Origin of the sequence: Marinobacter manganoxydans MnI7-9 (assembly GCF_000235625.1) — a bacterium.
In the GTDB taxonomy this organism is placed as follows: domain Bacteria; phylum Pseudomonadota; class Gammaproteobacteria; order Pseudomonadales; family Oleiphilaceae; genus Marinobacter; species Marinobacter manganoxydans.
In genome coordinates, this window is the sequence record NZ_AGTR01000060.1 from 1 (window position 1) to 21,989 (window position 21,989).

Below are 21,989 nucleotides of genomic sequence, written 5' to 3' on the forward strand. Positions count from 1 at the left end.
CCATGCCTGACCTGATGGCCGGCATGCTGGAAGCGAAAATCGGGCATCCGAAGGCCGGTGCGAACACTGCCTGGGTTCCATCTCCCACGGCGGCCACACTGCACGCCACTCACTACCATCAGGTAAGTGTGGCTGATGTCCAGAAGCAGCTGGAAAGCCGCACCCGCGCCGCGCTGGACGATATCCTGACAGTACCGGTGATGGATGATCCCGCTTCTTTGAGCGCCGAAGACATCCAGCAGGAGCTGGACAACAACGCCCAGGGTATCCTCGGTTACGTTGTGCGCTGGATCGATCAGGGCGTTGGCTGCTCCAAGGTGCCGGACATCAACGATGTCGGCCTGATGGAAGACCGTGCGACTCTGCGTATCGCCTCCCAGCTGCTGGCCAACTGGCTGCACCATGGTATCTGCTCTGAAGATCAGATCATGGAGACCATGAAGCGTATGGCAGCGGTAGTCGACAAGCAGAACGCCGGTGATTCGGCGTACCGCCCGATGGCCGGCAACTTCGATGACAGTGTCGCCTTCCAGGCAGCGCTGGATCTGGTTCTCAAGGGCCGCGAGCAGCCTAATGGCTACACCGAGCCGCTACTGCACGCTTACCGTCTGAAGGCCAAGGCGAAATACGGACAGTAAGTCCTGTACACAAAAAACCCCGCTTCGGCGGGGTTTTTTGTGGCTGGAGGGAGCAGGGCAGCACCGTAATTCAGCGTGCCATTCCTCAGTCCTTGTGCAGCACGTTAGCCGCGTACAGGGTGTTCTGAAGCAGGGTGGCGATCGTCATGGGCCCGACACCGCCGGGAACCGGCGTGATGTAGGCGGCACGTTCAGAAGCGGCCTGGAAGTCCACGTCGCCATGCAGTTTTCCGTCTTCCATCCTGTTGATGCCCACATCAATCACCGTGGCTCCCGGTTTTACCCAATCACCCTTTATGAGTCCAGGTTTGCCAACAGCGGCCACCAGAATGTCAGCCTCGCCTACAAACTTCTGCAGATCCGGTGTGAATCGGTGGCATACGGTGGTAGTGGCTCCTTTCAGGAGCAATTCCATGCTCATGGGGCGTCCTACGATGTTCGAGGCACCCACGATCACGGCGTGCTGGCCCTTGTAGGGAGTTTTGATGCTGTCTAGCAGGGTAATGATGCCTGCAGGTGTGCATGGGCGCAGAGTGGGTTTGCGCTGCATTAAACGGCCGATGTTGTAAGGGTGGAATCCGTCGACGTCTTTGTCCGGACGAATCTTGACCAGTATCGGATCTGCATCCAGGTGGTCGGGAAGCGGAAGCTGGACCAGGATGCCGTCGACTGCCGGGTTTTCGTTCAGCTCGTCAATCAAGGACTCCAGGGCTTCCTGAGAGGTGTCTTCCGGAAGGTCATAGGACAGGGAGAGAATTCCTGCCTGGTCGCAGGCTTTCCGCTTGTTGCCTACATATACATGCGATGCGGGATCGTCCCCGACCAGCACTACGGCCAGTCCTGGAGCGCGAAGTCCTTGCTGCCTGCGGGTTTCAACGCCGGCGGCGACCTGCTGTCTTACTTCGGCGGCAATTTCTTTTCCATTGATCAGTTTGGCGGTCATGTCTCGTCTTGTCGGTTGGGCATCGGTAAATTGGAGGCCCGACATTGTCTCATGCTTCGGTCGGAACTCCAATCAGGCGCTTGGTTAGCGGGGTTCAAGGGAACTTTTCAGTCGGCCTTCTGTCATTGAATCGACGATTGTTTCAGGGAATTTGGAAATGCGTGTTGACGGAGTCGTCCGGCGCCGGTAATATGCGCGCCAACTTTGCTGAAGCACTTGTTGTTCAGTTCAAACGGGGTATAGCGCAGTCTGGTAGCGCGCCTGCTTTGGGAGCAGGATGTCGGGAGTTCGAATCTCTCTACCCCGACCATTTTTCTGGATATTCAGGTGGGCGAACGGTCCAGCGCCCGTAGCTCAGCTGGATAGAGCATCCGCCTTCTAAGCGGATGGTCGCAGGTTCGAGTCCTGCCGGGCGCGCCAATCTATTGCCGGTTTGGTTCGTGCCGGTACCGCTGGCACAGTGAAGTTAAGTTTTATGCCTGAGGGCATGTCCTGATGTGGTGGACGTAGCTCAGTTGGTAGAGCTCAGGATTGTGACTCCTGCGGTCGAGGGTTCGAACCCCTTCGTCCACCCCACTTTTTCCCTGTCATTCATTCGAAGCTCGGGAGCGGATTTCGCACTCGAACCAGACGTGTGAATGGCTGCAGTCGAGCCGCCTTTGGTGGTAGCTGCGTTGACGTTTTGGTTGGTTTTTCGCGGATGTGGCGGAACTGGTAGACGCGCCAGATTTAGGTTCTGGTACCGAGAGGTGTGGGGGTTCGATTCCCTCCATCCGCACCATTTATAAAGCCTCTCAGGCATTCCTGAGAGGCTTTTTTTTGGTCGCCGATTCTGTGGCAGCCTTTCGAGCAAATCCAAGCGCCCGAAGGCGCTTGTATATCGGAGGATCAATAGGCAGCCACGGAACCATCGCTACGTGGGTCGGCGGCACCTTCGATAATACCGTCGGTCTTGAGTACCAGGGCACCTGCATGGCCCATGGTATCGCTGAACGCCTCTCCAATCTCTTCCACGTCGTGCCCGGCTGCTTTCAGTCGCTTGATGAGTTCGGGGTCAAAGCGGTTCTCAAACTTCAGGGTTGTTGTAGTGTCTCCCCAGGTGCGGCCAAGTAGCCAGCGAGGCGCTGTTACCGCCTGCTGCAGTGGCTGATTGAACATGCCATACCGGCTGAATACCATGGCCTGGGTTTGTGGCTGTCCCTCTCCCCCCATCGTTCCGTAGCTCATAATGCGGCCATCATCGAAATGCGCCAGCGCAGGGTTCAAGGTGTGAAAGGGCTTGCGGCCGGGTTCCAGAGCCTGGAGCGCGGTTGGATCCAGTGAAAAACTGATGCCACGGTTTTGCCAGTTTACACCGGTATCCTTGAGTACCACGCCTGATCCAAACTCCCAGAAAATGCTCTGGATGAAGCTGACAGCTCGTCCTTCGGAATCAATACAGCCCATCCAGATGGTATCGCCGGGTTTGGCAGGATCAGGCCAGGGTAGTGCCTTTTGATGATCAATGTTGGCAGCCAGTGCAGCAAGTCTCTCAGGTGTCAGGTAGTCGCTGGGTGTTTCCGGCAGCCGATCAGGGTCCGTTACAACGCGATCCCTTACCCGGAATGCCTGCTTGGTGGATTCGACAAGGCCATGAATATAGTCGAATCCTTCCGCCTCACTGACGCCCAATTGGTCGAAAACCCCGAGAATCATCAGTGACGCCAGGCCCTGGGTAGGTGGTGGCAGGTTAAAAATCCGGGCGCCACGGAGTTTGGTTTGCAGCGGTTCAACCTGTAAAGCCCGGTAGGCGGCCAGATCCTCTGCCGTTATCGGGCTCCCAAGCTTTGAGAGTTCATCCCCCATAGCCTTGCCAAGCTCGCCGCGGTAAAAGTCGTCGAGGCCAACTCTGGCGAGCTGTTCCAGCGTTGAGGCTAGTGCAAGTTGCTTCATTCGGGTGCCAGCCGCTGGCACCTTGCCGCCCGGGGCGAATGCATCGAAGAAGCCCGGTGCGTCTTTCATCTGGTGGGCTTTTTCTGCAGTCAGCCTGGCCTGGCTTTCGGTGACTACAATCCCTGTTTTGGCCTGTTCAATGGCCGGGGCCAGCAATCGTGAAACCGGTAGCGCCTTGCCCCAGGACGCTGAAACTGCCAGTGCCTTCTGCCATCCGGCGATGGTGCCGGCACTGGTCAACGCTGCGAGGGGGCCGCGGGAAGGAATCTGATCATGGCCTTGATAAAAGTCGAGAGTAGCGGCTTTCGCGGCCTGCCCGCAGGCATCGATGGCGACCGGTGGTTTCCCCGGTTCGTGAATGAGCCAGAAACCATCACCACCGATAGAGTTCATATGGGGATAGACCGTGGCAATGGAAGCCGCAGCAGCCACCATCGCTTCCACGGCGTTACCGCCTTCTTTGAGGACGTCCCGACCGGCGAGAGCGGCCTGGTGGTGGGGTGCGACAAACATTCCGTTTGTTGAGTAGACGGTTTTAAGCATCTTTTATTGTCTCCGGGTGTAAGTGGCGGTCACACGCTGATTGGTTAACGACAGAGTAACGGCCTTAGCCGATGATGCCGTAGAACATTCGCAGTGACGTGATAAACAGAAATAGTGCGAAGAGCTGTTTCAGTAACTTGCCATTGATAGCGTGGGCAATTCTGGCGCCCACAGGTGCCATCAGCATGGTTGCCGGTACGATCAACGCGAGCCCGATCAGGTTCACATAGCCGAGAGTCAGCGGTGGCCGTGCCTCCACACCCATACCGTTGAAGAGAAATGCCAGTGCACCAGGTACGCTGATCACAAACCCCAGCGCGGCGCCCGTACCAACGGCATTGATCATGGGAACACGCAAGGCACTCAGGATCGGCACGCTCAAGGTGCCGCCACCGATACCCATTAGAGTGGAAATGCCCCCGATAAATACGCCGAGAGCTCCGGAGCCTGCCGGGCCGGGCAGTCCGTTGCCGATGCTGAAACCTTCTTTTTTGAACGCCATATTGAGCGCCACCAGAAGCGCCATAACGGCAAAGATGGCGGTCAGTACCTGCCCATTCAAAATGCCACTGAGAATCGCACCGATACCGACACCGATGACCACGCCGGGAATCAGTTTTTTCAGAATGCTCGGATCCAGGCTCCCCCGGTTATAGTGGGATCGGGACGATATGATGGATGTCGGAATGATCGTAGCCAGTGAGGTTCCTACCGCAACATGCATGCGCACCGCCTCGTCGATACCGAGGAAAGTGAACAGGTGATAAAGCACAGGGACAATGACGATGCCGCCACCGACGCCGAGCAATCCGGCCATCAGGCCGGCAATGATCCCGGTGACCATGAGAGAAAGAGCCAGGCCGATCAGCCAGCCGGCAGAGTAATCAGCAAAAAAATCCATGAGTATGATCCTGATTGAATGGTGCTACCAGCCGATGGCTTCCGGGAGCCAGGTGACCAGCGACGGGAATTGGAAGAGTACTACGAGTGCCAGAAGTTGCAATGCCACAAAGGGTAGCGCGCCAACATAGATATCCCGGGTCGTGATGCCCTTGGGCGCGACTCCCTTAAGGAAAAACAGGGCCCAGCCAAAGGGTGGTGTCAGGAAGGACATCTGCAGGTTCATGGCGACCATGATCGCCAGCCAGACCATGTCAGTGCCATAATTCATGAACACGGGCAGGAACATGGGCAAGGCGATGTAGGATATTTCAATCCATTCCAGGAAAAAGCCCAACACGAACAGCAATGCCATCAGGAACAGGATTGCTCCGAATTCCCCGCCTGGCAGCATTTCAAACAGCGCATGTACCATGTTTTCTCCACCAAGGCCACGGAAGGCCAGGGCAAAGGGCTGCGCGCAGAGCAGGATGAAGAACACCATTGCGGAGATCACCAGTGTTCCATGCAGGGTTTCTTTCAGGAGTGCTGGAGTCATTCGTTTGGTGGCGATGGCGATCAGCAAGGCCCCCAATGCCCCCATTGACGCCGCCTCTGTCGGCGCAGCAATACCACCTACGATCGATCCAAGCACGGCGATGACCAGGAGCAGTGGTGGCATCACATGGGCCATCAGGTCTTTGGCAAGTTGGCGCCCACTGGTCTGTGCCCGCTCTTCCTGAGGAATGGCCGGAACCATGTCTTTCTTGAAGACCCCGAGCAACAGCAGGTATGCGATGTAGATCGCCGCCAGGATGAGCCCGGGAATAAAGGCTGCAGCGAAGAGGGCGCCGACGGATTCGCCGACGATGTCTGAAAGCAGAATCAGCACGAGGCTCGGCGGAATTATCTGCCCCAGGGTTCCTGAAGCGCAGATGGTGCCACAGGAGACGCTTGGCGAGTAGCCTCTGCGCATCAGGACCGGCAGGGTCAACAGTCCGACCGTCACGACGGTAGCACCGACGATGCCGGTGGACGCGCCCATCAGTACTCCAACCAGGATAATCGCCAGGCCCATGCCGCCGTTAACACCACCCATCGCCTTCCCGATGGTTTCCAGCATGTTTTCAGCAACCTTGGACTTCTCCAGCATTACCCCCATAAATACAAACAATGGGATAGCCAGCAGGGTGTAGTTGGTTACCACGCCATAGAGGCGCGCGGGCATGAGGCTGAAAAGAGTGCTACCGAATCCCAGATAGCCGGCCACGAATCCAGAGACTGCTAGCGAAATAGCGACAGGAATACCAATAATCATCAGCCCCAGGAAGCCGACGATCATTCCGATGACTAGCCATTCGTTACCCACCATCACGCAGTCTCCGTGTTGAGTGACTCAGGAAGCTCGACTGGATCTTCCGGCTCGAAAAACTGCACCAGGCCGCGCAGCATGTCGGCAACACCCTGAATGACCAGTAAAAAGAAACCGAGGGGAATAAACGCTTTTAACAGATACCGCATGCCTAAACCGCCGGGATCCGGCGAGCCTTCGCCAAGTTGATAGGAGTGACTGACGTAGTTGAGAGCAAGCCAGGCAATGATTGCACCGATAGCTACGGTCAGCAGGGACGCCACAACGTCAACGACAGCCTGGCCTCGAACTGAAAAGCGTTCGTAGAGGAAATCGATCCTGACGTCCGCTCGATGTTTCATCGAGTAAGCCAGCCCCAGCAGGGCAATGGGGGATACCAGGTGCCATTCCAGTTCCTGCAGCGACACCGGGCCTATAGAAAACAGGTACCGCAAGATCACATTGGTCGCTACCAGCAGAACGAGGACCAGCACGCAAAACCGTGCCAGCCCTCCCATTTGTTCCACCAGCCATTCGAGACCCTTGATTGCCGTTCTCATGGCTGAACTCCAGGTTACATATTCAACAGGGGTTTTTCGCTCAGAGCTGCCCAGGATGCATGCTTATCCTTGAAGGCCATGTAGGCGTCGTATACTTTCTTGGTCTGCGCGTCTGCATTTGCCATGGTGAGCAGGGTGTCGGCAGTGACTTCCTTGAGACGGCTGACAATCGGGGCGGGCAGTGGCTTGGCGATGACACCCTCGTTCTGGACGAGATCTGTCAGCGCATCGGCATTGTTGGCTTCTGACCAGGACAGGCTTTCAAGTACGGAGGCCTGGGCCGCCATCTGAATGATCATCTGAAGGTCCTTGGGCATGCTGTCCCATACCTTTTTGTTGATCAGCAGTTCAGTGACGTTTGTGGGTTCATGCCAGCCGGTCGTGTAGTAATTCTTGGCAGCTTTGTGCAGACCCAGGCGACGATCCTGATAAGGGCCGACAAACTCGGCAGCGTCAATGACACCCCGTTCCAGAGCGGGGAAAATTTCGCCGCCCGGCAGCAAACGTACGGTAACGCCCAGTTCGCTATAGACCTTTCCAGCGAGACCCGGAATACGCATCTTCAGGCCTTCCAGGTCAGACACCGTTTCAATCGGATCGCGGAACCAGCCGGTCATCTGGACACCGGTGTTGCCCATCGGGAAAGCGACAAGTCCGTACGGCTCATAAAGCTCGTGCCACAGTTTGAGTCCGCCTCCCTGATACAGCCAGGCCATCATGCCCTGTGTATTCAGGCCGAAGGGCACGGTGGTGAAAAATTGGGCGGCAGGAATTTTGCCGGCCCAGAAATAGGCGTTTGCGGCATTCATTTCCACGGTGCCCTGCGACACGGCGTCAAAGCCTTCGAGCGCGGGGATCAGTTCGCCTGCGGCAAAGTGGGAAATATTCAGTCGCCCACCCGACATCTCTCCGACCTTCTTGCAAAAATCCATCGGACTTCCCGGACCCTGCACATAAAAGGGGGAGCCAGGCGGGTAGGCGTTGGTCATTTTCAGATTGAACGACTCTTTCGAAGCTGCTGCGTTAGCCAAAGCAGGTGCCGCAACAGCGATTCCCGCGGTGGTTGAAGCCAGGGCAGCGCCAAGGAATTTTCTCCGGTTAATGGTCATTGCAGATTCTCCGTTTTTCGGTTGCCGGTTTTGCAAGGCACGTTCATTTTTGGTTCGCTGTAACTGTCTGCAGATAGCGTACCAATTTCGGATAATCCGCAAATAATTGAAAAATAGAAGAAAAAAATGGGTTCTGGTCTGATCCGCCTTGGTGCGACGTTGGTCCAAAGTTGGGCGGTGGAGCTGCAGGAGTTGCAGGTTTAATTCTCCAAATAGCAGCGCTTCAAGTGTTTTTAAGTGCAAATGCCACCTAGTTACGCGTTCCGCCTGACATTCGTCAGCCAATCAGAACGAAACGCGTCCGTTGTCAGCTCCGCACACTTTTGGCACTTCAGCCCGAATTTAAGGCATGAATTGTCTTGCCGGCAGTGGAATCAGAGTCGTGCGCCACCACGGCGGTGTTTCACACGTTTCAAAAGGGAGCTGGAGGCCACGGACAGGATCTGGGGATTGGAGAAAAGATGGGTGGATACAAAGGCGTGGAAGGTTTCAGTGCTGTCGGTAAGGGTATGGATGTGAAGACTTTGCAAGTCGGTCATTATGTACAGGCTCACCACTTCAGGTTTCGATGCCAGGTCCTCTGCAATATCTTCTATCGCATTGGGAGCGACTTTCAGGTCAATAAAGCTTGATACCGTCTTACCGAGCTTCTCTGGATTTATGACCGCAGTGAACTGTTCGATCAGGCCAGACTCAATCATCGCCTGCACCCGATCACGGGCATGAGTCCGGGAGATATTGAGCTGGCGGGCAATATCGGCAAAGGAGGCTCTTCCGTCTTTTATAAGCAGGTTGAGCAAGGCGGTATCCAGATTGTTCAAAGTCGTTTTAATCCGCAAATAAAATTGAAATTAGTCCGTTCTTCGCAAGAATACCATTTTTCGTTTCGTGCTGTGATCTTGCTGAATCGAGAGAATGCTATGGCCTTGGCAGTTGCGATTCTCTCCGCGGGCCAAACCATGATAAACTGTCGGCCTTTAATTTTCGGTCCCTTTGCGGGATTTTCCCGGGAACGGACTTTTAGGTTTAATTTCATTCACATACCGAACCTGTAATTTGAGGATCTTCCATGCAAGTGTCTGTTGAAACGACCTCCAACATCGAGCGTCGAATGACGATTGGTGTGCCCGCCCAGGAAATCGACCAGGCGGTCCAGAAACGCCTGCAGGAAACAGCGCGTACCGTGCGCCTGAACGGTTTCCGTCCGGGTAAGGTGCCCATGAGCGTCGTCAAGCGTCGTTTCGGTGACAGCGTCCGCCAGGAAATCGTTGGCGAGGTTATGCGCGACAACTACATCAAGGCACTGCAGGAACAGGATATCAACCCGGCAGGTTGGCCGAAGTTCGAGCCAAAGACCATGGAAGAGGGCAAAGACCTTGAATTTGTCGCCATCTTCGAAGTGCTGCCGGAAATCGAGCTGGGCGATCTCAGCAAGATTTCAGTCGAGAAGCTGACTTCCGAGATTACCGACAAAGATGTCGACAACATGATCGACAACCTGCGTCGTCAGCAGGCCACCATGAAGGAAGTCAAGCGCAAGTCCAAGAACAAGGACGTGCTGACCATTGACTTCAAAGGTTTTATCGACGGTGAAGAATTCGAAGGCGGAGCCGCTGAGGGCCATCGTCTGACTCTGGGCTCCGGCCAGATGATTCCGGGCTTTGAGAAGGCCATCGTTGGTGGTAAGGCCGGCGAAGACATGGAAATCGAGGTTACCTTCCCGGAGGATTACCACAACGAAGATCTGGCGGGTAAGCCGGCCAAGTTCGAGATCAAGATTCACAAGGTTGAAGAGCCGCAGTTGCCGGAACTCGACACCGAATTCTTCAAGAAGTTCGGTATTGATGCCGAAGACGAAGCGACTTTCCGCGAAGAAGTCAAAAAGAACATGGAGCGCGAGCTCAAGCAGGCGGTTTCCAACAAGGTCAAGAACGACGTTGTTGACGGTCTGCTGGAAACCACTGAGCTGGATATTCCGGCTGCCCTGGTTGATCAGGAAATCGATCGTCTCCGTCAGGACGCCGTCCAGCGTTTCGGCGGCCAGATTGATCCGCAGCAGCTGCCCAAGGAAATTTTCCAGGAGCAGGCTGAGCGCCGCGTGAAGACTGGCCTGCTGTTCCAGGAAGTGGTCAAGAAAAACGACCTGAAAGCCGACCCGGCCAAGGTAGACGAAAAGATCCAGGAGATCGCGTCTACGTATGAACAGCCAGAAGAAGTGGTTGCACACTTCAACAGCAACCCGGAGCAGAAGTCTCAGATTGAGTCTTCAGTCCTGGAAGATGCAGTTGTTGACCACGTGCTGGAGCAGGCCCAGGTCAAAGAAAAGAAAGTCAAATATGAAGAGGCCGTTCAGGCCGGTCAGCCCCAGCGCTGATTTTGCCCGGGATCGGAGTAGAAAGCCGGTCCCGAAGGCCGACCCCTGAGAACAGCCGGCATGCCCGGCTGTTTTCATCTGGGGCCGCTGCTGGCAAAGTATGGGGTGCAACTTTATTGAAACTGCCGTGGCGCGAGTCCACGACCCATTGTCCATAAGGAGTTCAGGCGCATCATGACGCAGAAACCAATTGATGGTCCCGCAATGGTTACCAATTCCGGACTGGTACCGATTGTTATCGAGCAGACAGCTCGCGGCGAGCGGTCGTTCGACATTTATTCCCGTCTGCTCAAGGAGCGGGTGATCTTCATGGTGGGTCCGGTTGAGGACCACATGGCGAATCTGATTGTGGCCCAGCTCCTGTTCCTCGAGTCTGAAAACCCGGACAAGGATATTCACCTCTATATCAACAGCCCCGGCGGCTCGGTAACTGCAGGTATGTCTATCTACGACACCATGCAGTTTATCAAGCCGGATGTAGCCACACTTTGTGTTGGCCAGGCGGCCAGCATGGGTGCCTTCCTTTTGGCGGGCGGTGCTGCCGGGAAGCGGGCGTGTCTGCCGAACTCCCGAGTGATGATCCACCAGCCGCTGGGTGGCTATCAGGGTCAGGCAACGGATATCGAGATTCACACCCGTGAAATCCTGAAGATTCGTCATACCCTGAATTCGATCCTGGCCCATCACACCGGTCAGGATCTGGAGACTATCGCCAAGGATACGGACCGTGACAACTTCATGGATCCGGCTCAGGCGAAAGAGTATGGGCTGATCGATTCAATACTTGATAAGCGCGTACCGAATAAATAATACTGGAAGTAATCGCATCATACTTGGCCGGCGTATCAGGCAGTGACGCCGGCAAAACGAGATCAGAGGTATTTCAATGGCAGATGAAAGAAACGGCAGGGGCGACGATAACGGCAAGTTGCTCTACTGCTCGTTTTGTGGAAAGAGCCAGCATGAAGTCCGAAAGCTCATTGCAGGGCCCTCGGTGTTCATCTGCGACGAGTGTGTCGACCTGTGCAATGACATTATCCGGGAGGAAATCCAGGAGAATGCACAGGAAGAGCCGAGCGATCGCCTTCCTACACCGGCCGAGATCCGCAATACCCTTGATGAATACGTGATTGGTCAGGATCGGGCCAAGGTCGTCTTGTCGGTGGCGGTCTACAACCACTACAAGCGTTTGCGTTATGGCGAAGGCAAGGGTGATGTCGAGCTAGGCAAGAGTAACATTCTGCTGATTGGCCCAACCGGTAGTGGTAAAACTCTGCTGGCCGAGACTCTGGCGCGGATGCTGAACGTGCCCTTCACGATCGCCGACGCCACCACGCTGACTGAAGCCGGCTACGTTGGTGAGGATGTCGAGAACATCATCCAGAAGCTGCTGCAGAAATGCGATTACGATGTCGACAAGGCTCAGCGGGGCATAGTCTACATTGACGAGATCGACAAGATTTCCCGCAAGTCTGACAACCCTTCCATTACCCGGGATGTTTCCGGTGAGGGTGTTCAGCAGGCACTGTTGAAGCTGATCGAGGGTACCGTTGCATCGGTCCCGCCGCAGGGAGGTCGCAAGCATCCGCAGCAGGAATTCCTGCAGGTTGATACCGGCAATATGCTGTTTATCTGCGGTGGCGCCTTTGCCGGATTGGACAAGGTAATTCGCGAGCGTACCGAGAAGAACAGCATCGGTTTCTCTGCTTCGGTTGCCAGTCAGGACGATGCCAAGAACACCGGCGACGTTATCAAGGATGTGGAGACCGAGGACCTCGTGAAGTACGGCCTGATTCCGGAGTTTGTGGGTCGTTTGCCGGTAGTGGCAACCCTAAACGAACTTGATGAAGAAGCGCTGGTGCAGATTCTGACCGAGCCCAAGAACTCCCTGACCAAGCAGTACCAGAAGCTGTTTGATATGGAAGGGGTCGAGCTTGATTTTCGTGAAGATGCGCTTCGGGCTGTTGCCCGCAAGGCCATGGAGAGAAAGACAGGCGCCCGTGGTCTGCGTTCCATTATGGAAGCGACGCTTCTGGACACCATGTACCAGATTCCCTCTGAGCATGACGTGACCAAAGTGGTGATCGATGAGAGCGTGATCAGCGGGGACTCCGAGCCCTTCAAGATTTACGCCAGCAGTGATCACGCCAAGGCTGTGCCCGAGGATTGAGTCTAGGTTAGCGGTTGAAATGAAGAGGGGCGGCAACGCCCCTTTTCGCGTTTTTGTATCGCGATATTCCTGCCCTGTTTCGTTTGGTAAAAAGATTGCAATTTTTGCGGGCGCCCCAATGAAGGGTGATATGCTGAAAGAAATACCGTCAGAGGATTCCCAATGACCCGTATACCCGAAGATGCCGTGCAAGAGTACCCGCTGCTTCCGCTGCGTGACGTAGTGGTGTTTCCGCACATGGTGGTCCCACTGTTTGTGGGCCGAGAAAAATCCATTCAGGCTCTCGAAGCCGCGATGGAAGGAAGCAAGGAAATCCTCCTGGTAGCCCAGAAAGACGCCTCTACTGATGAGCCGGGTCCGAAGGATGTGTTCGAGATGGGCACGCTGGCAACGGTTCTGCAGATGCTTCGCCTGCCCGATGGCACCGTCAAGGTGTTGGTAGAGGGCAACGCCCGAGCCACCATCAGCGATATCTCCGAGGGTGAGTACCTGTCCGGTGGCGCTGTCCTGATGGATGAAGAAGGGCTGCCCGAGCGCGAGCAGGAGGTCCTGATAAAGACCCTGATGGACGAGTTCGAGAAGTACGTGAAACTCTCCAAAAAGGTCCCTTCCGAGGTCTCCAATGCTCTCACCGGTATTGAGGAGCTTGAACGCCTGGCCGACACCATGGCTGCTCACCTGGAAATGCGTATTCCGGAAAAGCAGGAACTGCTGGAAGCGCTGGATATCCGCAAGCGGGTGGACTTGCTGCTCGGTAAGCTGGATGGCGAAATCGACCTGATCGAGGTTGAGAAGCGCATCCGTGGCCGCGTGAAAAAGCAGATGGAGCGCAGCCAGCGCGAGTACTACCTGAACGAACAGATGAAGGCTATCCAGAAAGAGATGGGTAACCTGGGCGAAGGCAACAACGACTTCGAAGAGCTTGAGCAGAAGCTGGAAGAAGCCGGATTGCCGGAAGAGGCCCGCAAAAAGACTGAAACGGAGCTGAACAAGCTCAAGATGATGTCTCCGATGTCTGCGGAAGCGACCGTCGTCCGTGGTTATATTGACTGGATGCTGGCGATTCCCTGGAAGAAGCGCAGCCGTGTCCGTCACGACATCGAAAAAGCCCGTGAAATTCTCGATCGGGACCACTATGGCCTCGATGAAGTCAAAAAGCGTATTCTCGAATACCTTGCGGTTCAGAGCCGTGTGAAGAAGGTCAAGGGTCCTGTGCTCTGCCTGGTTGGTCCTCCCGGTGTGGGCAAGACTTCGCTCGGTCAGTCCATTGCCCGTGCGACCAACCGGAAGTACACCCGGATGGCCCTGGGCGGCGTGCGTGATGAAGCTGAAATCCGCGGCCACCGGAAGACCTACATTGGTGCGTTGCCCGGCAAGCTTCTTCAGAAGCTGTCCAAGGTGGGCGTGAAGAATCCGCTGTTCCTGTTCGATGAAATTGACAAGATGGGCATGGATCATCGTGGTGATCCGGCCTCAGCGCTGCTGGAGGTCCTCGACCCGGAACAGAATCACACCTTCAACGATCACTACCTCGAAGTGGATTACGATCTCTCCGATGTGATGTTCGTGTGTACCTCCAACTCCATGGACATTCCTCCCGCCCTGCTGGACCGGATGGAAATCATCCGTATCCCGGGTTACACGGAGGACGAGAAGGTCAATATTGCGCTGCGTTATCTGTTGCCGAAGCAGATCAAGGCCAACGGCCTGCGCAAGGATGAGCTCAAGTTGCCAGAGGACACCCTTCGCGACCTGATCCGCTACTACACCCGTGAAGCCGGTGTACGTGGCCTGGAGCGCGAGATTGCCAAGATCTGCCGCAAGGTGGTGCGTGACCATGTGGAGAGCGGAGAGAAGGTCTCTGTCACTCTCACGCAGGACATGCTCGAAGATTACTCGGGGGTCAAAAAATTCAAGTACGGCCTCGCCGAGGAAAAGAACGAGATTGGTCAGGTGACCGGTCTGGCTTGGACCCAGGTGGGTGGCGAACTGCTGCATATTGAGTGCGCCCTCACGCCTGGCAAGGGCCGGGTCGTGAAGACGGGTTCCCTGGGTGATGTCATGCAGGAGTCCATCCAGACGGCATTGACGGTGGTACGTAGCCGGGCACCCGGTCTTGGAATTGCCGATGATTTCCACGAGAAGCACGATCTGCACGTGCATGTACCGGAGGGTGCGACACCGAAAGATGGTCCCAGTGCCGGTATCGGTATGTGCACAGCGCTGGTTTCTTCTCTGACCAAGATTCCGGTTCGCGCCGACGTTGCAATGACCGGTGAAATCACTCTGCGTGGACGTGTTCTTGCCATCGGTGGGTTGAAAGAAAAGCTTCTGGCAGCGCATCGGGGTGGCATCAAGACGGTGATCATTCCGGATGAGAATGTCAGGGATCTCAAGGAGATACCTGAAAACATCAAGGAGTCGCTGGAGATTCGTCCTGTGAAGTGGATCGACGAAGTGCTGGATATTGCACTGGCCTATCCACCCGAGCCCAGGGCTGAAGATTCATCTCCGGAAACGGGTTCTGGCAAGCCGCGTGACGAAGAAGGCGACGCGTCAGAGCGCATAAATACACATTAAAGCCTTGATGAGTTGTTGACATGCCTGAGAGCCCATTGGTATAACTGTTTCGCCGTGAAGCAGCCAATACCAAGGGCTCCCGCGCAGTCAGTCCCTATTCCGAATGCCGGTATAAAGCCGAAAGGAATAAGAAAAGTGAAGAATGGAATTCTCCGACCGCTTATGCGATAGTCGAGAACGTCCGAGAAAAAACAAACCAACCTATAACATCTTCAACCTGAAATCGAAGGGGTTTAGTGTGAACAAGTCCGAACTTATCGATGCAATTGCAGAGTCCGCAGATATCTCCAAAGCCGCCGCTGGCCGTGCTCTGGACGCAATGACCAACTCAATCACCGGTGCCCTGAAAAAAGGCGATCAGGTAACTCTGATCGGTTTTGGTACCTTCTCCGTAAAAGAGCGTGCTGCTCGTACCGGTCGTAACCCGCAGACTGGTGCCGAGATCAAGATTCCGGCCTCCAAAGTGCCTGGGTTCAAAGCAGGCAAGGCCCTGAAAGACGCCGTTAAGTAACGGTTCTTTCTCCGGTGGCTTCTGTCGCAGGAAGCCACCCAAGAAGAATTCAAGGCGCATTCCACACCGGGTGCGCCTTTTTACGTTAGGTCCGCCCTTCGCCGCGCGCTGAAACGAATAAAACTGCACTACCTTGAACAGGGATCCGGGAGAAACATGCTTCAAGATATTCGGAACAATGCCCAGGGCACGATCGCCAAGGTCATCATTGGTCTTCTTATTGTGTCGCTATCCATCTGGGGGATGGACGCCATTGTCGGCGGCTTCTCCGGCGAGCCTGAGGTGGCAACCGTCAACGGCGAGGATATTACCGAGCGGGAGTTTCTCCGCGTGGTCCAGATGGAGAGCCAGCGCCGGCTATCCAGAATGGAAAACCCGGATCCCTCGATGCTTGACGAAGACCAGATTCGCACAGACGTTCTGGATTCCCTGATCCAGGAGCAGGTCCTGATCCAGGATGCCAACGCTCAGGGACTGGAGCTCAATGATGCTGATATCGATGCGTTGATTACCCAGATGCCGCAGTTCCAGGTGGATGGCCAGTTCAATCGCGACCGCTTTGTGGCCACAGTCCGTAATATGGGCATGGGCGTGGGCGAGTTTCGGGAAGCCATGCGCAAGCAATATGTGGTGAACCAGATCCGTGCGGGTATCGTTCAGAGTGGCCTGGTGGCGGATGAGAATGCCGAGCAGCTGCTCCAGATTCAGAACCAGACACGCAGTTTCCGGGTACTGGATATTCCTGCCAGCTCAGTGGCGGACGCGGTATCGGTTTCTGATGCTGACGTTGAAGCCTTTTATGAAGAAAACTCGGGTGCGTTTCAGCAGCCGGAGCGTGTAGACGCTGCCTACATCACGCTTTCGCTGGGTGCCCTTGCTGAGAGCATTGAAGTTGACGATGCGGAGCTTCAGGCCTATTACGAGCAGCAGGCTGCCGATCTGGCCAGTGAGGAGCGTCGGGCGTCCCACATCCTGATCGAAGAGGGCAGTGACGCAGACGAAACCATGGCAACGATCCAGGAGCGCCTGGCGGCCGGGGAGTCATTTGCTGACCTGGCGCGGGAGTATTCCATTGATACCGTTTCGGCCGAAGACGGCGGCGACCTGGGCTATGCCGGTCGTGGCATTTACGCCGAGCCCTTCGAGGAAGCCCTGTTTGCCCTTGAGGAAGGCGAAGTTTCCGAGCCGGTTCGGACATCGTTCGGGGTTCATCTTATTCGCCTCGAGGATGTCAGGGAGTCCGAGGTGCCGTCTCTGGATGAAATGGAAGACCAGCTCCGTCGTGAGCTGGCCCGTGAAAAGGCTCGTGAGCAGTTTGCTGAAGTCCGGGCAGAGCTTGCCGACTCCGCGTATGCCGCCGATGATCTGGCCGGCCCTGCCGAAGAGCTCGGGCTTGAGGTGCGGGAGGCCAACGGCGTTACCCGTGACGGTGGTCAGGCGCCGTTTGACCACGCCGGTCTGGTACGACAGTTGTTTTCCGAAGATGTCCTCGACGCGGGTTACAACACCGAGTTGATCGATGTGGGTGACAACGTGTCTGTCGTTGCCCGGGTGAATAAGTATCATGAAGCCGAGCAGCTGCCCCTGGATCAGGTTCGCGATCAGATCCGGACGACGCTGGAGCAGCGCAAGACGCGGGAAGCTCTTTCTGAAAGGGCTGACGCGATTATCGCTGACCTTGAGTCAGGTGAGAGCCCCGAGGGTATTGGTGAGTGGTCCAGCTATGAAGGGCTGGCACGGAACGCCTCCGAGGCAGGTCCCGCCATTCTCCAGCAGGTGTTTTCTTTGCCGCGCCCGGCGGATGGCGCCCGGTTTGGCAAGGCTGTGATGGCCAATTCTGCCGCGGTGATCGCGCTGGACGAGGTCACGGACGGGCAGGTCTCGGAAGATGGCACCGAACTGAACCAGCTTCGGGAATTCCTGGCATCTCTCGAAGGCCAGAGGGAATACGCTGCGTACCAGCAGTTCCTTCGAAACCGGGCGGAGGTCGAGAGACCCTGATATCCGCCTCATGAAAAAGGCGCCGAATGGCGCCCCGCGATCAACGAAAAGCCCGGTGCGAATGCCCGGGCTTTCTTGTATCTGCTGACCTCTTCTATTGTGGCACTGAGGCTCAGGTCGGTGGGAAGCGGGTGGGCTTGAGGCTTTCCTTGATCTTCTTGAGGTGCCCGAGGAAATCCGCGCCGCGTTTGAGGGTTACGCCGGTTGCAAGAATGTCGATAACGCTCAGATGAATGATCCGAGAGGACATTGGCATATAGACCTCAGTGTCCTCCGGCGCGGTGACGCCCAGCACCACCGTGCAGCTTTCCGCCAGGGGGGAATCGGGGTTGGTGATACCGATCACCGTAGCACCGTTGGCCCGCGCAAGTTGTGCGATATCCACGGTTTCCCGGGTGCGGCCCGTGTAGGAAATGAGCACGATAACATCGCCCACGTTTGCTCCGGCCGCCACCATGCGCTGCATCAGGGCGTCGTCGTAGGACATGACCGGGATATTGAAGCGGAAAAACTTGTGCTGGGCATCCATAGCCACAGCAGCAGATCCGCCCATGCCAAAGAAATTGATCTGTTTGGCCTGGATCAGGTAATCAATGGCCGTTGCCAGGGCTTTCGGGTCGAGCGCTTGCCGAGCCTTGTCCAGGCTGGCAATGGTACTGAGCATGATCTTGTCTGCGAATTCGGCAACGGTGTCGTCGGGCTCCACGTTCTGGCCGATATAGGGGGTGCCGGTAGCGATACTCTGGGCGAGGCGAATCTTGAAATCCGGGAAACCTGTTGCCGAGAAACCCCGGCAGAAACGGTTAACGGTGGGTTCGCTGACGTCGGCGGCTCTCGCCAGGGCAGCTATGCTGTAACGGGTGGCCGCGCTTGGGTCACGGAGAATGGCCTCGGCCACTTTCCGCTCGGATTTGTTAAGGGTCTCCAGCCTGGACTGGATGTCCTCAAGCAGATTGTCGTCACGGTGCGCCTGGTTCGCGGCCATCAATGGTACTCCCTGAATCATGGGCGGTCGTTGTCTTGAAAACGCGGTGATTATACCGCTTTTTTACCGGTTTTGGGGTAGTAAAAGTATCACGAAACGCAGTTTTTTCTTGGAAAAACGATTTTTGGATGTCATTATTTGGTTAAAATTACTACATTGAGTTCTGTCGTCGAGTTTTTGCGACGGACTGCTCACCAGAGAGAAGGAACCAATGGTCAACAAGATCAATACCCGTTGTGACCTGATGCTCTTCGGAGCCTTGGGTGACCTTGCCCAGCGAAAACTGTTTCCGGCGCTGTACCAGCTTGAGCGCGCCAACCTCTTGGCGGAGGGGAGCCGGGTCCTGGCCATTGCCCGCTCAGATGCCGATACCGAGACCGTGCGCCAGCAGTTGTTTGACAAGCTGAAGCAGTACGTAAAGCCGGAAGAGTTCGATGCTGGACTGGCCGAATCCTTTCTGAAGCGGGTCGATTACCAGATTCTGGATTTTAACGAACCCGATGCATTTGCTGTGCTCAACGAGTGGCGTGATGACGCCAATAATGAGCTTATTGTTTATATGGCCACCCCGCCGTCCATGTATGGCGTCATAGCCCGAAACCTGCGGGCCGCCAGTTGCTGCACCGAGAAGACGCGGGTGGTGGTCGAGAAGCCGATCGGTCACGACCTGGAGTCGTCGAAGGTGATCAACGATGAGCTTGGCGAGGTCTACAACGAGAACCAGCTGTTCCGGATTGATCATTACCTGGGTAAGGAAACGGTCCAGAACCTGATCGCTCTGCGTTTTGCCAATAACCTGTTTGCCTCCCAGTGGGACCAGAACCACATTTCCCACGTGGAGATCACGGTGGCCGAGAGCGTTGGCATCGAGGGGCGGTGGGGCTATTTCGACAAAGCTGGCCAGATTCGCGATATGATCCAGAATCACCTACTTCAGCTGCTGTGTCTGATCGCCATGGACCCGCCCTCGGACCTGTCTGCCGACAGCATCCGGGATGAGAAAGTCAAGGTTCTCAAGGCCTTGAAGCGCATTACGCCCGATATGATGGACAGTTACGTGGTGCGTGGCCAGTACACCGCCGGCACCAGTAACGGCAGGCCGGTGCCCGGCTATCTGGAGGAGGAGGGGGCAAACAAGGGCAGCGCTACTGAAACTTTCGTTGCCCTGAAAGCAGAGATCGACAACTGGCGCTGGTCGGGTGTCCCGTTTTACATTCGCACTGGTAAACGCCTACCCGAAAAGCTGTCCCAGATCATCATCCACTTCAAGCCTGCGCCGCATTACATTTTTGATCCGGACCAGAAGCACCTCGCCAACAACAAGCTGATTATCCGTCTTCAGCCTGACGAAGGCATGGCCCTGAAGATCCTCACCAAGGACCAGGGCCTGGATAAGGGCATGCGACTTCGTCAAGGCCCTCTGGAGCTCACCTTTTCTGAGACCTTTGTTACCGATCGGATTCCCGATGCCTACGAGCGTTTGCTTTGGGAGGTAATGAAGGGTAACCAGTACCTGTTCGTGCGCCGTGACGAGGTGGAGTATGCCTGGCGCTGGGTCGATCAGGTTATTCGGAACTGGAAGGATGGCGGCGAGCCGCCAAAACGTTACGCGGCGGGAACCTGGGGCCCCGTTGCTTCCATCGCCATGATTACCCGGGATGGCAGGAGCTGGTATGAAGATGTCTGATCTGCGTTTGCCCGAGGGTGTCAGTGATCGCTCAGGTGAAACCGCTGATGGCGTGGCCCTGGATCTTGCTGATGCCGTGGCGGGATTTCTGGCGGCCCGCCTGAGAGAGGTGCCCAGGGCGAGCCTGGTGGTATCCGGCGGTTCCACGCCGCTGCCATTTTTCAGGGCGCTGTCCGGCAAGGATCTGGATTGGGGCAGGGTAGACGTTCTGCTGGCGGATGAGCGTTGGGTGGAAGAAAACGATGACGCCAGCAATACCCGCCTGGTTCGGGAGAACCTGCTGCAGAATAAGGCGGCCTCGGCCCGGTTCCTGTCGCTCAAACAGCCTGGTGCGACACCCTCAGAGGGTCTTGAGCGAGTGAAGGCCGAGCTCGTGAACCTGGCCCTGCCCATCGACGTGCTGATTCTTGGTATGGGCAACGACGGCCATACCGCCTCACTGTTTCCCGACGCACCCGAATTGGAAAGTGCGATGAATCCTGAATGCCAGGAAATCGTTGCGCCCGCCACGCCCGCGTCGCAGCCGCAGAAACGCATCACCTTGACCTGGCCACCCCTTAGAGATGCCCGATTCACCGCGTTGCATCTGAAGGGCGAGGACAAATTGCAGACGCTGGACCGTGCTATGTCTGAACCGGACAAGGTGCTCGAGATGCCAATCAGAGCTTTCCTGAAACCAGGCCTCCAGGTGTTCTGGAGTCCCTGAAACGCCCGACATTTGTTATGGAGAAAACCGTGAGCCAACTTTCCGATTACCATCGCGAGCGCGTCAGGGCAGTACTGCAATCCTCACCCCTGGTGCCGGTCATCGCCATTCAGGACCTCGACGACGCCGTGCCCCTTTGCCAGGCTCTCGTTGATGGCGGCATCAACGTCCTCGAAATTACCCTGCGCACTGAACACGGCCTAAAAGCCATCGAAGAAGTCCGCAAAGCCATCCCGGACGCCTGGGTAGGCGCGGGCACCGTTACCAGCATTGCCCAATACCGCCAGGTAGAGGCCGCTGGCGCCCAGTTCGTAATCACCCCGGGCGTAACCGAAGCCATCCTGGAATTCGGCCTGACCTCCGAAGCCCCGCTGTTGCCGGGCATTGCCACCATCTCGGAAATGATGATTGGCTATAACCTCGGCTACCGCGAATTCAAATTCTTCCCCGCCGAAGTCGCCGGCGGCATCCCGGCCCTCAAAGCCTTCAGCGGGCCGTTCCCGGACGTCACCTTCTGTCCCACAGGCGGCATCCGCCGAAACACCGCAGCCGACTACCTGGCCCTCGGCAACGTCCAGGCCGTTGGTGGCACCTGGTTGACCCCTGCAGATGTGGTGGCGGCCAAAGACTGGGCGCAGATTACCGAGATTGCGCGGGGGAGTCTGGCGGACCTCTGACTTTGGTCTTGTTCTCGTTCTTGTAGCCTGAAGGTTTCGGCGTTTGCGCGCTTCTGGGCGGGACTGACGGGAAACGCTACGAGCACATCCATGTGCGCTTGGCGCTGGCCATCCATGGCCAGCGACATTCCCGTCAGCCCCGCCCAGAAGCGCTTAGCAAAACTTCCGATAACGCGAGTATTCGTCGCAACCTTGTAGGTCTCAATACTCGAGAAACTGTCACGCCGAGAAAACTGCAACATTCTGAACGAGGGAGTGGGGTTCCCCTTTCCAAAAATGTCTGTGGCCAAGGATGGCCACAGCCAAGCGCACATGGATGTGCTCGTAGCGTTTTTTGGAAAGG

17 protein-coding genes, 4 tRNA genes and 1 pseudogene are annotated in these 21,989 nt (G+C 56.2%); 14 read left to right on the forward strand and 8 right to left on the reverse strand.

The features are described 5' to 3' along the window. Positions 1-638 (forward strand): annotated as a pseudogene (locus tag KYE_RS14090) (malate synthase G); the annotation flags it as partial. Positions 639-723: 85 nt separating this feature from the next. Here the strand turns inward: KYE_RS14090 and folD are convergent. Further along, positions 724-1,581, reverse strand: a complete 858-nt coding sequence (folD, locus tag KYE_RS14095; protein ID WP_008174575.1) for a bifunctional methylenetetrahydrofolate dehydrogenase/methenyltetrahydrofolate cyclohydrolase FolD — start codon at positions 1,579-1,581, stop codon at positions 724-726. Positions 1,582-1,814: 233 nt separating this feature from the next. Here folD and KYE_RS14100 point away from each other — a divergent pair. From KYE_RS14100 to KYE_RS14115, 4 genes are all read left to right on the forward strand, one after another. Further along, positions 1,815-1,891, forward strand: a tRNA-Pro gene (locus KYE_RS14100). Positions 1,892-1,924: 33 nt separating this feature from the next. Further along, positions 1,925-2,001, forward strand: a tRNA-Arg gene (locus tag KYE_RS14105). 80 nt (positions 2,002-2,081) lie between these two features. Continuing rightward, a tRNA-His gene (locus KYE_RS14110) sits at positions 2,082-2,157 on the forward strand. Positions 2,158-2,277: 120 nt separating this feature from the next. Continuing rightward, a tRNA-Leu gene (locus KYE_RS14115) sits at positions 2,278-2,362 on the forward strand. Positions 2,363-2,469: 107 nt separating this feature from the next. Here the strand turns inward: KYE_RS14115 and KYE_RS14120 are convergent. The 6 genes from KYE_RS14120 to KYE_RS14145 form a co-directional block, all read right to left on the reverse strand. Further along, positions 2,470-4,056 carry a gamma-glutamyltransferase family protein gene (locus tag KYE_RS14120; RefSeq protein WP_008174578.1) on the reverse strand — a complete coding sequence of 529 codons (1,587 nt, stop codon included), beginning with the start codon at positions 4,054-4,056 and terminating at the stop codon, positions 2,470-2,472. A gap of 64 nt (positions 4,057-4,120) precedes the next feature. Further along, the gene (locus KYE_RS14125; protein WP_008174581.1) at positions 4,121-4,957 is read right to left on the reverse strand and encodes a sulfite exporter TauE/SafE family protein; all 837 of its coding nucleotides are present in this window, start codon (positions 4,955-4,957) and stop codon (positions 4,121-4,123) included. A gap of 24 nt (positions 4,958-4,981) precedes the next feature. Then, positions 4,982-6,307 (reverse strand): TRAP transporter large permease, encoded by a 1,326-nt coding sequence (locus tag KYE_RS14130; RefSeq protein ID WP_008174583.1) that lies wholly within the window; start codon positions 6,305-6,307, stop codon positions 4,982-4,984. Next, a complete protein-coding gene (locus KYE_RS14135) occupies positions 6,307-6,846 on the reverse strand; it encodes a TRAP transporter small permease subunit (RefSeq protein WP_008174585.1) in 540 nt (179 codons plus the stop codon). The genes KYE_RS14130 and KYE_RS14135 overlap by 1 nt, the downstream gene beginning before the upstream one ends. 14 nt (positions 6,847-6,860) lie before the next feature. After that, entirely contained in the window at positions 6,861-8,240 is a 1,380-nt protein-coding gene (locus KYE_RS14140; RefSeq protein WP_227497848.1) for a TRAP transporter substrate-binding protein, read from the reverse strand. Positions 8,241-8,329: 89 nt separating this feature from the next. Continuing rightward, a complete protein-coding gene (locus KYE_RS14145) occupies positions 8,330-8,776 on the reverse strand; it encodes an Lrp/AsnC family transcriptional regulator (RefSeq protein ID WP_008174591.1) in 447 nt (148 codons plus the stop codon). A 248-nt stretch (positions 8,777-9,024) separates the two neighbouring features. Between KYE_RS14145 and tig the strand changes: the two genes are divergently transcribed. The 6 genes from tig to KYE_RS14175 all read left to right on the forward strand — a co-directional run bounded on the left by tig (position 9,025) and on the right by KYE_RS14175 (position 17,591). Then, positions 9,025-10,329 (forward strand): trigger factor, encoded by a 1,305-nt coding sequence (gene tig, locus KYE_RS14150; RefSeq protein ID WP_008174593.1) that lies wholly within the window; start codon positions 9,025-9,027, stop codon positions 10,327-10,329. Positions 10,330-10,503: 174 nt separating this feature from the next. After that, positions 10,504-11,139, forward strand: coding sequence for an ATP-dependent Clp endopeptidase proteolytic subunit ClpP (clpP, locus tag KYE_RS14155; RefSeq protein ID WP_039882061.1), 636 nt, complete (start codon positions 10,504-10,506; stop codon positions 11,137-11,139). 76 nt (positions 11,140-11,215) lie between these two features. Next, a complete protein-coding gene (clpX, locus tag KYE_RS14160; RefSeq protein WP_008174598.1) occupies positions 11,216-12,499 on the forward strand; it encodes an ATP-dependent Clp protease ATP-binding subunit ClpX in 1,284 nt (427 codons plus the stop codon). A 162-nt stretch (positions 12,500-12,661) separates the two neighbouring features. Further along, positions 12,662-15,079 carry an endopeptidase La gene (lon, locus tag KYE_RS14165; RefSeq protein WP_008174599.1) on the forward strand — a complete coding sequence of 806 codons (2,418 nt, stop codon included), beginning with the start codon at positions 12,662-12,664 and terminating at the stop codon, positions 15,077-15,079. Between the two features lie 238 nt (positions 15,080-15,317). Then, on the forward strand, positions 15,318-15,590 hold the full coding sequence (locus tag KYE_RS14170; protein WP_008174603.1) for an HU family DNA-binding protein: 273 nt from the start codon (positions 15,318-15,320) through the stop codon (positions 15,588-15,590). Positions 15,591-15,746: 156 nt separating this feature from the next. Further along, complete coding sequence (locus KYE_RS14175; RefSeq protein ID WP_008174605.1) at positions 15,747-17,591, forward strand: SurA N-terminal domain-containing protein; 1,845 nt, start codon at positions 15,747-15,749, stop codon at positions 17,589-17,591. A gap of 112 nt (positions 17,592-17,703) precedes the next feature. Here the strand turns inward: KYE_RS14175 and KYE_RS14180 are convergent, their stop codons facing one another. Next, positions 17,704-18,576 carry a MurR/RpiR family transcriptional regulator gene (locus KYE_RS14180; protein WP_008174607.1) on the reverse strand — a complete coding sequence of 291 codons (873 nt, stop codon included), beginning with the start codon at positions 18,574-18,576 and terminating at the stop codon, positions 17,704-17,706. A gap of 211 nt (positions 18,577-18,787) precedes the next feature. Here KYE_RS14180 and zwf point away from each other — a divergent pair, with 211 nt between their 5' ends. The 3 genes from zwf to KYE_RS14195 are packed head-to-tail and all read left to right on the forward strand — an operon-like array spanning position 18,788 to position 21,646. Beyond that, positions 18,788-20,263, forward strand: coding sequence for a glucose-6-phosphate dehydrogenase (gene zwf, locus KYE_RS14185; RefSeq protein WP_008174609.1), 1,476 nt, complete (start codon positions 18,788-18,790; stop codon positions 20,261-20,263). Further along, entirely contained in the window at positions 20,256-20,969 is a 714-nt protein-coding gene (pgl, locus tag KYE_RS14190; protein ID WP_008174611.1) for a 6-phosphogluconolactonase, read from the forward strand. Before zwf ends, pgl begins: the two co-directional genes overlap by 8 nt. Before the next feature lie 17 nt (positions 20,970-20,986). Next, positions 20,987-21,646 carry a bifunctional 4-hydroxy-2-oxoglutarate aldolase/2-dehydro-3-deoxy-phosphogluconate aldolase gene (locus KYE_RS14195; RefSeq protein WP_008174613.1) on the forward strand — a complete coding sequence of 220 codons (660 nt, stop codon included), beginning with the start codon at positions 20,987-20,989 and terminating at the stop codon, positions 21,644-21,646. Positions 21,647-21,989: the final 343 nt, after the last annotated feature.